An 11,928-nucleotide genomic window follows, 5' to 3' on the forward strand; every position below is an offset into this window, starting at 1 on the left:
TAGGTCTTAGCAGATGCAGACCCTGTTTGAAAGTATGGAAGAAAAGGCCCCCACTGGGGATAAGCCGGTGCCCGAAACGGCGCGCCGGGTTCTTGTGCTGGTCCCCTATCCGGTGGACCGGGCCTATACCTACGCCGTGCCGGACGGGATGGATATATCGCCGGGCGATTACGTGACCGTGCCGCTGGGCAAGCGCGAGGTTCCGGGGGTGGTCTGGGGAACATCGGACGAAGATGTGCCGCCCAAAAAACTGAAAATGATCGTCGACCGCTTCGACCTTCCCCCCATGCAGGCCGCGCACCGCGATTTTTTAAGCTGGGTCGCCCAATACACGATGAGCGCCCCCGGCGCAGTTTTGAAAATGTGCCTGAGCGCGCCAGCGGGGCTGGAACCGCCGAAGGCGGCGACGGGGTATGTGCTGAATGATTGGGTGCGGGATGTGCTGGCGCACTCCCCCCACCTCAATCCTCCCCCCTCGCGGAGGGGGGATCAAGCGCGTGATCTTCGTAAAGACATGACCGATGCGGAAACGAGGCTGTGGTTCTGCCTGAACAAGGAACAGGTTGGGTATAGATTCCGCCGCCAACATGCCATTCCGCCTTATGCCGCCGATTTTGCCTGCATCGAAAAAAATCTGATTATCGAGGTCGATGGCGGGCAGCATAATGACAGTGCCCACGATGAAAAGCGCACGGCGTTTTTAAATTCTCTGGGCTGGCGCGTTCTCCGTTTCTGGAACAACGAAGTTTTAGAAAATCTGGATGGCGTCCTGCAAACAATCATCACCAAACTTGCCGAACCCTCTCCTCCCCCCTCTGCGAGGGGGGAGGATCAAGGTGGGGGGAGAGCGAAGCTCCTCCGTAACCTGAACCCGCAACGGCGCAAGATTTTAGAGGCGTTATCCGACGGCCACCCGCGCCGCGCCGCGGAAATCACCGATCTGGCCGGATGCACACCCGGCGTTATTAAAACCATGGTGGGGCAGGGCTTGCTCCGCACCGTCGATCTGTTTTCATCGGCGCCATGCCGCAACCCGGATATTGACCGTATCGGGCCGGAATTATCGCCCGACCAACGCGCCACCGCCGATCATCTGATGGCGCAGGTGAAAAGCGGCGAACACCACACGTCATTGTTGGACGGTGTGACGGGGGCGGGTAAGACCGAAGTGTATTTTGAGGCGATTGCCGAGGCGGTGCGGTCGGGGAAGCAGGGCCTGATCCTGTTGCCGGAAATCGCTTTGTCGAATGCGTTTCTGGATCGGTTTAAAAAACGCTTTGGCTGTACGCCTGCGCTTTGGCATTCGCACCTCACGCCGGCACAACGCCGTACCACATGGCGCGGTGTGGCCGATGGCACGACGAAAGTTGTCGTAGGCGCGCGGTCGGCGTTGTTCCTGCCCTATCAGGATCTGGGGATTATCGTCGTCGATGAGGAACATGATCCGGCGTATAAACAAGAAGACGGCGTTATTTATCACGCCCGCGATATGGCGGTGGTGCGCGGGCATCGCGGAAAAATTCCGGTGGTGTTGGTGTCCGCGACGCCATCACTGGAAACGATTTTGAACGCATGGAACGGGAAGTATGACCATCTGGTCCTGCCCGTGCGTCATGGCGGGGCGGAAATGCCGCATATCGACCTGATCGATATGCGGAATGACAAACCGGCGCGCCAGCATTTTATCGCGCCGACCTTGCACAATGAAATTCAATCGACACTGGACCGGGGGGAGCAGGTGTTGCTGTTCCTCAACCGCCGGGGTTATGCGCCGTTAACGCTGTGTCGGACCTGCGGTCATCGCTTTGAATGTCCGCGTTGCACGGCGTGGCTGGTGGAGCATAAAAAAACATTGCGCCTGCATTGCCACCATTGCGGCTTTGCCACGCCGATCCCGAAAGCGTGCCCATCCTGTAACGATACGGATTCCCTTGCGGCCTGTGGCCCCGGGGTGGAGCGGATCAAGGAAGAGGTGGCGGCCCTGTGGCCCGACGCGCGCACGGTTATTCTGGCCAGTGATCTGGTCGACACGAATGACAAGTTGAAAGCCGTTCTGGACGATATCCGCGAACGGCGTATTGATATTGTGATCGGAACGCAGATTATTGCGAAGGGGCACCATTTTCCGCATTTGACGCTGGTCGGTGTAATCGACGCCGATCTGGGGCTGGGCGGTGGTGATCTGCGCGCGGCGGAACGAACGTTCCAGCTTCTGCATCAGGTTGCGGGTCGTGCGGGGCGTGAGGAGTTAAAGGGCCATGTGTTCCTGCAAACCTTCATGCCGGAAAACAAAGTTATGCGCGCCATGGCCGCCGATGATCGTGATGAATTTTTGGCGGTGGAGGCGGAGGAGCGCGAACGCGCACTGATGCCGCCATATAGCCGTCTGGCCGGGATTATCGTCTCGGGCCGGGATGAGAAACAGGTGATGGAAACGGCGCGGGCGCTGGGAGCATGCGCGCCGCAAGGGCCGGATGTTTTAACGCTGGGCCCGGCGGAGGCGCCATTTTACCGCCTGCGCGGAAATTTCCGCCGCCGTCTGCTGGTGCGGGCCGCGAAGACGATCAACCTGCAACGTGCCATTGAAACATGGGTGGCCAGCGTGAAAATCCCATCCACCGTGCGGGTGCAGGTGGATATTGATCCACAGAGTTTCCTGTAATTTTACGGTGCAGGTTTTTTCAAATCGTGCGGCATCAATCCATGGCCCAGCCCTTCGACCTTTGGCAGGGTGGACAGGCAATCGTAAAAATCACCGGGCGCGGCGCATAACGGCGCATACATTTCATCCGGTTTGTTTGTGTAAACGCGAAATTTTTTCGTTTTGTCCAGTTCGTCAAAATACATGTCGAGGGATTGCGCGCGGTACATGGCGCTCAGCCATTGATTGTCACGCCATGCAATCGCCGCGGCGGCTGTGGCGTGCCTTTGGGCCGTTTCATCGTGTGGGTCTTTGCCAATCATCGCGGATTCAAAGGCTGTGCCCGTGTCGCGGTAATTTTCAATGCTCATCAATCCGTCCCACACGCGCGCATCACCGGCGGCGCGGGTTTGCCATGCCAACAGTGTGGCCAGGGCCTGTGCGTCGGCTTCCATCACATAGGTAAAGCGGACATATTCATCACGGCTGAATTTCAATGATCGTTCAAACCCCATGCGATATTGCACATGGTGGCGCAGTTCGTGCGCGGTGATCAAGGCTTGCTGCCCGAACTCCATACCGTCATGGACCATCATCATGTTGAGGCCGGTGTCATAGAACCCGCGTTCCATCGGATTGTCATAGGTGCAGAACAATGTTTTGTGGTCGCTCGCCGTTTTGACCAATTGGCGGCCAAATTCTGTTTCTTCAAACAGCGTCAGGATTTTTTGCAAATTCTCTGTGGCGGGTGTTGGTGTGTCCACCGGATCGCCGGGGACGATGCAAACGCTGCGCGGATTTTCGCGCGCGGCGGTGGGCCACCAAAGGGTGGTTTGCTTCACGTCATCTTCGGCCAATCGTGCATCAAGAGCGGGGCCAGCCAGCGCCGAACCACCCGCCGCCAGCATAAAGGGCAGGGTCAGGCCCGCAATGCGGCGGGCGGTCATTTTTTGAAAAAGCGCGCGCATGATGATCAGCGTTGCAATGTAATGCCGAAACCACCCGCCTTGCGGATCGTTTCAACATGGGTGCGGTCAAAATCCTGATAGGCGGGATACAGAATGCCATCCTTGCTGCCGGTAATGCCCTGATGTTGGAAATCAACATCGGCGGCGAAGATGGGAATGTTTTCGTTTGTGGCGCATCCGTTGAAATCAAAAACAATCGCGGTCACGCGCGGATCAGCCAACGCATCGTTGACCAGATTTTTGTCCACCATGCTGAAGAACACCCATTGATAATGCTCATTCCATTCCTCGCCGGTATGAACGCCGCTGGCGGGCAGGACGATCACGCCCTTGTCATCCACGGCGCTGTGCGTTCTGTCGCATCCGTTGTTCAGGGTGAGCGTATGGTCGATGCGATCGACATGCTTGTCGTCGGCCAAAGCCGTGCCACAGGTCAGGGCGGCGGCCAGCGCGAATGAAGCGGACAGAATCGTGCGGAATGAGCGTGTGGTCATTGTTGATGGATCCCTGTTTATGTCTTGTTTTTGATTATGGGGCACCCTGCACCCAACGGGGCGGGCTTGTCAATTTTGGACTTGCCAGCCGGGATGGAAAGGCGGACCCTGATGGGAAGAGAGGGCCTTGCCATGTTCAACCGCGCTGCTTTGCCGAAGGACATTACATCATATGATCTGCTGAAGACCTTTGCGGTCCTCACCATGTTGATCGATCATATTGGCTTTTATTTCTTTCCTGAGGATATGTGGTGGCGGAACATTGGGCGGCTGTGCGTGCCGATCTGGTTCTTCCTGATTGGCTATGCCCGGTCACGGGATATTGGCCCGCGGCTGTGGATTGGCGGGGCCATTTTGCTGGCGGCGGACCTGCTGGCTGGTAAATATCTGATCCCGTTCAATATCTTGTTTACCATGCTGGTTATCCGTCTCGCGATTGATCCGCTGATGCGCGGCGTGACCCGGGCGGGGACGCAAGCGCTCTGGGCGGTGGCTGTGATCTGCTTCTTTGCTTACCTGCCAACGGCCTTTGTGTTGGAATACGGAACCCAAGGGGTGTTGCTGGCCATGTTCGGCTGGTTCATGCGCCACCGTGAGGAGGGGGCGTATGGGGCGGTTCCCGAAGCGATAGTTCAGAATTATGTCATCTTCGCTGCTGTGTCCTTTGTGCTGATCCAGACGGTTTCTTTTGGATTCTCGCAACACCAGATGATGGCGCTGGCGACCCTCGTGCTGCCGGTTTTTGGGGCGCTCTATCTGTTCAAACCCATGAATTTCCCGCGCCTGACGACCGTGATCGGCCCGTTGGCCGGGCTGGTGCGGTTTACGGGCCGCTGGACTCTGGAAATTTATGTCGGGCATCTGGTGATTCTGAACGTGATCGGGGTGATCCTGTTCCCCGATCGGTTTGATTTTCTGTCCCCACATTGGACGACCATGGAATTTGGGGCGGATACGGTCCCGGACCCGGTGGCTTCCCCATAAAATCCGGGAATTCCCGTGCTTTCCCATTTCTTTGGGATGGGGTGAAAAAGGCTGGAAAACCGCCGGAAATGTCCTTGCGTGGCCCCCGGCACCCGTGCTACACCGTGCCCGAGCTCAAAATAGGTCTCAAAAACAGGTTTAAACCCCTAACGCGATTTGGGTGACGGACAGTGGCCACACAAACAAGTCAGGTTGCATCCCGTTATGCCGTATCCCTGCTGGATATGGCGGGTGATGCAGGTTCTGTTGAACAGGTTGAAAAAGACCTGCACGCGCTGGCAAGCATGATTGCCGCGTCGGACGATTTGCAAAAACTGATCAAAAATCCGCTCTTCAACCGGACACAGCATCAGCGCGCCATTCTGGCTGTCGCTGAGAAATCCGGTTTCAATGATCTGACACGCCGTTTTCTGGGTGTGCTGGCCGGCAATCGCCGTCTGGGCATCATCTCTGGCGTTATTCAAGCTTTCGGGAATGAACTGGCCCGCCGTCGCGGTATTGTATCCGCGCGCGTTCAATCGGCCTTCGTTCTGTCCCCGGCACAAACCGATGCCTTGCAAAAAGCACTCAGCGACAAGATGGGCCAGAACGTGACCCTGAATGTCGAAGTCGACAAATCCCTGCTGGGTGGCATGGTGGTAACGGTTGGTTCGGTGATGATCGACCATTCCGTGAAACGCAAATTGGAACGCTTGAAACGCGCAATGGAAAGCCGGAGCGCAGCGTAACAACAAAACGGTTTAGTAACAGTTTAAGTAAGACACACGCATACACAACGAGGTTCAATCAATGGAAATCCGTGCGGCAGAAATCTCTGAAATCCTGAAAAAGCAAATCGCGGAATTTGACGCGCAAGCAGACGTGGCCGAAATCGGTCAGGTGCTGTCCGTCGGTGACGGCGTGGCGCGCGTTTATGGCCTGGACCAAGTCCGCGCCGGCGAGATGGTTGAATTCCCGGGCGGGATCAAGGGTATGGCCCTGAACCTGGAAGCCGACAATGTCGGTATCGTTATTTTCGGTGATGACCGTTCGATTAAAGAAGGCGACATCGTAAAACGTACAGGCGAAATCGTTCAGGTTCCGGTTGGTCGTGGCCTGCTGGGTCGCGTTGTTGACGGTCTGGGTAACCCGATCGACGGCAAGGGTCCGATTAAAGACGCTGAAATGCGCCGCGTTGAAGTGAAAGCGCCGGGCATCATTCCGCGTAAATCCGTGCACGAGCCGATGCAGTCCGGTCTGAAAGCCGTTGACGCTCTGGTTCCGGTTGGCCGTGGCCAGCGTGAGCTGATCATTGGTGACCGTCAGACGGGTAAAACCGCTGTGGCTCTGGATACGATCATCAACCAGAAAGTCATCAACAAATCCCCGAACGAAAAAGAACACCTGTATTGCATCTATGTTGCAATCGGTCAGAAACGTTCGACCGTTGCGCAATTGGTGCGTCAGTTGGAAGAAAGCGGCGCGATGGAATATTCCATTATCGTTGCCGCCACCGCGTCCGACCCGGCCCCGATGCAGTTCATGGCACCGTACACCGGTTGCACCATGGGCGAATTCTTCCGCGACAACGGCATGCACGCTCTGTGCGTTTATGACGATCTGTCCAAACAGGCTGTTGCCTATCGCCAGATGTCCCTGCTGCTGCGTCGTCCGCCGGGCCGCGAAGCATACCCGGGTGACGTGTTCTACATTCACTCCCGCCTGCTGGAACGCGCGGCGAAGATGAACGAAGAACATGGTTCTGGTTCCTTGACCGCTCTGCCGATCATTGAAACACAGGCCGGTGACGTTTCCGCTTACATTCCGACCAACGTGATTTCGATCACCGACGGTCAGATCTTCCTGGAAACCGGTCTGTTCTTCAAAGGTATCCGTCCGGCCATTAACGTCGGTCTGTCCGTATCCCGCGTGGGTTCGGCCGCACAGATCAAGGCGATGAAACAGGTTGCCGGTACGATTAAACTGGAACTGGCCCAGTACCGCGAAATGGAAGCTTTTGCGCAGTTCGCATCCGATCTGGATGCAGCAACGCAGAAGATGCTGGCCCGTGGTGCTCGTTTGACCCAGTTGCTGGTTCAGCCGCAATACCAACCGATGCCGGTTGAAGAACAAGTTCTGGTGATCTTCGCCGGTACGAAGGGCTTCCTGGACTCCGTTCCGGTAACGGCTGTGCGTGAATATGAACGCCGCCTGCTGGAAGATGTGCGCGCCAATGGCAAACACATCCTGGATGCGATCCGCACGGAAAAAGCTCTGAGCGACAAGCTGCAGAAAGACATGTCCGATTACCTGGGCCAATTCGGCAAAGGTTTCGAGACTGTTGAGAAAAAAGCAGCCTAAGTGAAAATGGTGATCACATGCGCAGGACTTTCTCGCGCATGTGATTTTAATCAGATTTAAACGCGGTCAAAGCAATGCCAAGTTTGAAGGAATATCGTAACCGTATCGTTTCCGTGAAATCCACGCGGAAGATTACGTCCGCCATGAAAATGGTGGCGGCATCCAAGCTGAAGAAAGCACAGGAACAGGCCGAAGCGAGCCAACCCTACGCCCACGCCATGGCCGGTATGATGAGCCGTGTTGCCAAAGGCGTTGTCGTTGGCCCGAACAGCCCGAAATTGCTGATTGGTACGGGTTCGGATCAGGTTCACATGATTGTTGTCGTGTCGTCCGATCGCGGCCTGTGCGGCGGTTTCAACGGCAACCTGGTGCGCCGCGTTCGTATCGACGTGCGCAACCTGCTGAACGCCGGAAAAACGGTGAAGCTGGTGTGCGTCGGTCGTAAGGCCCGCGACATTCTGCGCCGCGAATTCCCGAAACATATCGTACACAGCTTTACCGGTCTGGCCGGTAAAAACCGTATCGGCTTTGCCGAGGCGGACGAAGTATCGCAATACATCCTGTCGCAATTCGATGCGGGTGAATTCGATGTTTGCACGCTGATGTACAACGAATTCAAATCGGTTCTGACGCAACGCCCGGTGGGCGCACAGTTGATCCCGTTCCACCTGCCGGAAGTGCAGGCCGCGAACGAGAACACAACCAAAGTGTCTGCGGAAGCCGAAGTAACGTCACCGTACAGCTTTGAGCCGGATGAAACAGAAATCCTGAGCGCCTTGTTGCCGAAGAATCTGAGCATTCAGATTTTCGGTGCCTTGCTGGACAGCGCCGCTGGCGAACAGGCCGCGCGTATGACCGCGATGGACAACGCAACGCGGAACGCTGGCGATATGATCAAGAAGCTCAGCCTGCAGTACAACCGCGCACGTCAGGCTTACATTACAAAAGAGCTGATCGAAATTATTTCAGGTGCCGAGGCACTCTAATAAAAAAACGAATACGCTTTTGCGAAGCATTCATACCGGGCGTAGATCCGGGGTGTCGCGAAAGAAAAAGAACATGGGAAGGGAGATCGTGATGGTTCAGACAAATGGGCTTGGGGAGTCTTTTGGTCGCTTTGCAACTGCCAATCAGGCGGATGACAAGCTGGCCATTGCGATGCAGTCGCTGGAGCGGGCGGAACGTCATATTGACGCTGTGCTGGATCCAAAGGCAAAAGCATCGCGCGACGTAAAGGTGAAGGCGTTTGCCGAACTGGTGCGTGTTCTGGATGTGATGCAGGACACCATTGCAACGGCGCCGTTCCTCACCGCGCGTACCGCGCAGGATGTTGCGGATGCCGCGTTCTATCGGGCCTTTGGTCTGATGAACAAAGAAGGAATTGACGAGGACGAAGTGCGGGCCCATGTGCACCACTTCACATCTTCGACCGGTGGGCGGATGATTTCGCCCGATTTTTCCCGCCGGTTCGATGCCTGATTTTTCAGGCACGTGAATAAAGGGCGAAGAGTTTTTAAAAACTGGTTTTAACAACGGGCAAGAAAAAGCCCTAAACGAGTGAAGGTGAGAGACGAAGCGATGACACAGGCAAAAGGAACGATCACACAGATCCTGGGCGCTGTTTTGGACGTGCAGTTCGAAGAGGGCAACGTGCCCGCAATTCTGAACGCGCTGACCACGCAGAATGATGGCAAAACGCTGGTTCTGGAAGTAGCCCAGCACTTGGGTGAAAACACCGTGCGTTGCATCGCTATGGACACGACCGATGGTCTGGTTCGCGGTCAGGAAGTTTTGGACACGGGCGATGCGATTTCCGTTCCGGTTGGTCCGGAAGTTCTGGGTCGTATTCTGGACGTTATCGGCAACCCGATCGATAACATGCCGGCACCGAAATCCAAAAAGCGTTACCCGATTCACCGTCCGGCTCCGTCCTTCGTGGATCAGTCCACCGAAGCCGAGCAGTTGGTGACCGGTATTAAAGTTGTCGACTTGCTGTGCCCGTATTTGAAGGGTGGCAAGATTGGTCTGTTCGGTGGTGCAGGTGTGGGCAAAACCGTGACCATTCAGGAATTGATCAACAACATCGCAAAAGGCCACGGTGGTGTGTCTGTATTCGCCGGTGTTGGTGAACGTACCCGCGAAGGGAACGACCTGTACCACGAAATGATGGATGCTGGCGTTATCAAGCTGGACGGCGAATCCAAAGTGGGTCTGGTGTTCGGTCAGATGAACGAACCGCCGGGAGCCCGCGCACGTGTTGCGCTGACCGGTCTGTCCATGGCCGAATATTTCCGTGACGAAGAAGGTCAAGACGTTCTGTTCTTCATGGACAACGTGTTCCGCTTCACTCAGGCTGGCGCCGAAGTGTCCGCTCTGCTGGGTCGTATTCCGTCCGCCGTGGGTTACCAGCCGACGCTGGCCACCGACATGGGCGCGCTGCAGGAACGTATTACCTCCACGAACAAAGGTTCGATCACCTCGGTTCAGGCCGTTTACGTGCCTGCTGACGACTTGACCGACCCGGCCCCGGCAACAACCTTCTCCCACTTGGACGCAACCACCGTGTTGAACCGTCAAATTGCGGAATTGGGGATTTACCCGGCTGTTGACCCGCTGGACTCCACGTCCCGCATTCTGGACCCGCGGATCGTTGGTGAAGAACACTACAAGTGTGCTGCTGATGTTCAGAAAACACTGCAAACCTACAAGGCTCTGCAGGACATCATCGCCATTCTGGGTATGGACGAACTGTCTGAAGAAGACAAACTGGTTGTGGCCCGTGCACGGAAGATCCAACGCTTCCTGTCCCAGCCGTTCCACGTTGCCGAAGTCTTCACCGGTTCTCCGGGTAAATTCGTTCAACTGGAAGACACCATTAAGGGCTTCCGCGCGATCGTTGACGGCAAGTATGACCACCTGCCGGAATCTGCCTTCTACATGGTTGGCACGATCGAAGAAGCTGAAGAAAAAGCCAAGAAAATGGCTGCTGAGGCTGCCTAATGACAATGGCATCGGCGCATTCCCCTTTGTTGCCGCAGGTTCAATCGATCCTGCAAAATATGGGGTATGCGCCGGTTGCTGGTGATACGGGTTTGTACGCCAAACGGGGTTTGTCCGTTTCTTTCTATATCGTCTCCGCAGGGGATGTGCAGAAAATGGGCGTGTTGCCGATGGCAGAATCCGTGCCGCATGCCCGTTTCGTGGCTGACCACGTGCAGTATCTGTTTCGCTAAGGAATTGAAAAATGGCTGATGCTACGACAAACAATGACGTGCTGAATTTTGAACTGGTTTCGCCGGAACGCAAATTGATGTCCGGTGCGGTATACCGCGTCACCATTCCCGGCGTGGATGGCGATTTCGGTGTTCTGGCTGGTCACGCGGCGGTGCTGTCCACCGTGCGTACGGGCGTTGTTGAAATTCTGGAATCGGCCAATGCGGCTCCGGTTCGCGTGTTCATCGCCGGCGGGTTCGCCGACGTTACGCCGACCAATTGCACGTTGCTGGCGGAAGAAGCCGTCAACGTGAATGATCTGGATGCGGCGAAGTTGGAACAGGACGTCCGCAATCTCAGCGACGAATTGTCCGTGGCCAAGGAAGCGTTTGAAAAATCCAAACTGCAACGCCGTCTGGATGTCACGCGCGCGAAGCTGAAAGCCATTGCGGCCTAAGCAAAAACCGCGCTTTCGCAATAATACATAGAATACGAAATAAAAGCCGGGGTCTGGTAAGACCCCGGTAATTTTTTATTGACCAAAGCTTAAACGGAGCGTGCCACACTGAAAGAAGAAGGACATAAGGCAATGACGGCAACAATTATGTGTGTGGTGTTTCGGCCCGCATACGACAAAAATATCGGCGATGTATCGCGCATGATGCCGGCGATTGAGCAAGTCATTGCCGATTGTGACGGCCTGCATTTTTGTGAAGATGCGTACGATTCATCGGCTTTCCGCTTTTACCTGCCACCTGGTACGAATGTGTATGATGCTGACCGCGTGGTCCAGCGCCTGAACCGTCTGAATGATCGCGATGGCGCGGCGTTGCTCGAAGCCGAACAAATCGGCATTCCCGAAAAATCGGTTACACTGACCCGTCATTCCGGGGTGGATCAAAACACCCTGCGTTTAGGGTGAGATGGGTTTTAACCGTTCATGCGTATTCGATACGACAATGATGTCCTGAATAACATCGTCCCATTCATCTGCACTAAGCTGGGTGCCTTGTAATCGGTCACGGGCTGTGAGTACGGCCTGATGCGCGTCATCGACCGCCCTCCACGGAACGGAGCGGGCGGTTTCCCATTCTTTGGCCAAGTCGAAAAAGTGATCGCAGGCCGCATTGAACGCGGCCTTGAGAGATTTTTTTGGCATGTGATACGCAGTCCCTGTTCGTTTTATTTTTTTAAGAGTCTATCCCAAGTTCGGGGGCTGCTCAATATGAAAAGGGCGCGCCGTGATATGGGAATTGATGGGCCGGAATTTGACTCCGGTTTGCCCTTC

General features: G+C 55.7%; 13 protein-coding genes. 10 read left to right on the top strand and 3 right to left on the bottom strand.

Annotation, left to right across the window (positions count from 1 at the left end; genetic code table 11):
• Positions 1 to 13: 13 nt before the first annotated feature.
• Positions 14 to 2,662 carry a primosomal protein N' gene (locus ACSC94_RS01245; RefSeq protein WP_435641258.1) on the top strand — a complete coding sequence of 883 codons (2,649 nt, stop codon included), beginning with the start codon at positions 14 to 16 and terminating at the stop codon, positions 2,660 to 2,662.
• A gap of 2 nt (positions 2,663 to 2,664) precedes the next feature.
• Here ACSC94_RS01245 and ACSC94_RS01250 read toward each other — a convergent pair whose 3' ends face one another.
• On the bottom strand, positions 2,665 to 3,609 hold the full coding sequence (locus ACSC94_RS01250; RefSeq protein WP_435641259.1) for a DUF6782 family putative metallopeptidase: 945 nt from the start codon (positions 3,607 to 3,609) through the stop codon (positions 2,665 to 2,667).
• A 5-nt stretch (positions 3,610 to 3,614) separates the two neighbouring features.
• Positions 3,615 to 4,103 (bottom strand): hypothetical protein, encoded by a 489-nt coding sequence (locus ACSC94_RS01255; RefSeq protein ID WP_435641260.1) that lies wholly within the window; start codon positions 4,101 to 4,103, stop codon positions 3,615 to 3,617.
• 132 nt (positions 4,104 to 4,235) lie between these two features.
• Here ACSC94_RS01255 and ACSC94_RS01260 point away from each other — a divergent pair, with 132 nt between their 5' ends.
• From ACSC94_RS01260 to ACSC94_RS01300, 9 genes are all read left to right on the top strand, one after another.
• Positions 4,236 to 5,087, top strand: coding sequence for a TraX family protein (locus tag ACSC94_RS01260; protein ID WP_435641261.1), 852 nt, complete (start codon positions 4,236 to 4,238; stop codon positions 5,085 to 5,087).
• Positions 5,088 to 5,257: 170 nt separating this feature from the next.
• Positions 5,258 to 5,815, top strand: coding sequence for a F0F1 ATP synthase subunit delta (locus ACSC94_RS01265; RefSeq protein WP_435641262.1), 558 nt, complete (start codon positions 5,258 to 5,260; stop codon positions 5,813 to 5,815).
• A 61-nt stretch (positions 5,816 to 5,876) separates the two neighbouring features.
• Positions 5,877 to 7,427, top strand: a complete 1,551-nt coding sequence (atpA, locus tag ACSC94_RS01270; protein ID WP_435641263.1) for a F0F1 ATP synthase subunit alpha — start codon at positions 5,877 to 5,879, stop codon at positions 7,425 to 7,427.
• Between the two features lie 74 nt (positions 7,428 to 7,501).
• Positions 7,502 to 8,413 carry a F0F1 ATP synthase subunit gamma gene (locus tag ACSC94_RS01275; protein ID WP_435641264.1) on the top strand — a complete coding sequence of 304 codons (912 nt, stop codon included), beginning with the start codon at positions 7,502 to 7,504 and terminating at the stop codon, positions 8,411 to 8,413.
• Between the two features lie 91 nt (positions 8,414 to 8,504).
• The gene (locus ACSC94_RS01280; RefSeq protein ID WP_435641265.1) at positions 8,505 to 8,906 is read left to right on the top strand and encodes a hypothetical protein; all 402 of its coding nucleotides are present in this window, start codon (positions 8,505 to 8,507) and stop codon (positions 8,904 to 8,906) included.
• A 99-nt stretch (positions 8,907 to 9,005) separates the two neighbouring features.
• Positions 9,006 to 10,427, top strand: coding sequence for a F0F1 ATP synthase subunit beta (gene atpD, locus ACSC94_RS01285; protein ID WP_435641266.1), 1,422 nt, complete (start codon positions 9,006 to 9,008; stop codon positions 10,425 to 10,427).
• Positions 10,427 to 10,660: a hypothetical protein gene (locus ACSC94_RS01290; protein ID WP_435641267.1), complete on the top strand. Its 234-nt coding sequence runs from the start codon at positions 10,427 to 10,429 to the stop codon at positions 10,658 to 10,660. The genes atpD and ACSC94_RS01290 overlap by 1 nt, the downstream gene beginning before the upstream one ends.
• Positions 10,661 to 10,671: 11 nt before the next feature.
• Positions 10,672 to 11,097, top strand: coding sequence for an ATP synthase F1 subunit epsilon (atpC, locus tag ACSC94_RS01295; RefSeq protein WP_435641268.1), 426 nt, complete (start codon positions 10,672 to 10,674; stop codon positions 11,095 to 11,097).
• Between the two features lie 132 nt (positions 11,098 to 11,229).
• Complete coding sequence (locus tag ACSC94_RS01300) at positions 11,230 to 11,562, top strand: hypothetical protein (RefSeq protein WP_435641269.1); 333 nt, start codon at positions 11,230 to 11,232, stop codon at positions 11,560 to 11,562.
• Here the strand turns inward: ACSC94_RS01300 and ACSC94_RS01305 are convergent.
• Entirely contained in the window at positions 11,554 to 11,799 is a 246-nt protein-coding gene (locus ACSC94_RS01305; RefSeq protein WP_435641270.1) for a hypothetical protein, read from the bottom strand. The two genes, ACSC94_RS01300 and ACSC94_RS01305, sit on opposite strands and share 9 nt — an antisense overlap.
• Between the last annotated feature and the right edge of the window lie 129 nt (positions 11,800 to 11,928).

The sequence above is a fragment of the Micavibrio aeruginosavorus genome, from assembly GCF_051245535.1.
Taxonomy (GTDB): Bacteria; Pseudomonadota; Alphaproteobacteria; order Micavibrionales; family Micavibrionaceae; genus Micavibrio; species Micavibrio aeruginosavorus_D.

Coding starts and splice junctions, on each gene's coding strand:
- ACSC94_RS01290 (WP_435641267.1), top strand. CDS start 10,427: ATGACAATGGCATCGGCGCATTCCCCTTTGTTGCCGCAGGTTCAATCG.
- ACSC94_RS01305 (WP_435641270.1), bottom strand. CDS start 11,799: ATGCCAAAAAAATCTCTCAAGGCCGCGTTCAATGCGGCCTGCGATCAC.
- ACSC94_RS01275 (WP_435641264.1), top strand. CDS start 7,502: ATGCCAAGTTTGAAGGAATATCGTAACCGTATCGTTTCCGTGAAATCC.
- ACSC94_RS01300 (WP_435641269.1), top strand. CDS start 11,230: ATGACGGCAACAATTATGTGTGTGGTGTTTCGGCCCGCATACGACAAA.
- ACSC94_RS01255 (WP_435641260.1), bottom strand. CDS start 4,103: ATGACCACACGCTCATTCCGCACGATTCTGTCCGCTTCATTCGCGCTG.
- atpD (WP_435641266.1), top strand. CDS start 9,006: ATGACACAGGCAAAAGGAACGATCACACAGATCCTGGGCGCTGTTTTG.
- ACSC94_RS01250 (WP_435641259.1), bottom strand. CDS start 3,609: ATGCGCGCGCTTTTTCAAAAAATGACCGCCCGCCGCATTGCGGGCCTG.
- ACSC94_RS01280 (WP_435641265.1), top strand. CDS start 8,505: ATGGTTCAGACAAATGGGCTTGGGGAGTCTTTTGGTCGCTTTGCAACT.
- ACSC94_RS01260 (WP_435641261.1), top strand. CDS start 4,236: ATGTTCAACCGCGCTGCTTTGCCGAAGGACATTACATCATATGATCTG.
- atpC (WP_435641268.1), top strand. CDS start 10,672: ATGGCTGATGCTACGACAAACAATGACGTGCTGAATTTTGAACTGGTT.
- atpA (WP_435641263.1), top strand. CDS start 5,877: ATGGAAATCCGTGCGGCAGAAATCTCTGAAATCCTGAAAAAGCAAATC.
- ACSC94_RS01245 (WP_435641258.1), top strand. CDS start 14: ATGCAGACCCTGTTTGAAAGTATGGAAGAAAAGGCCCCCACTGGGGAT.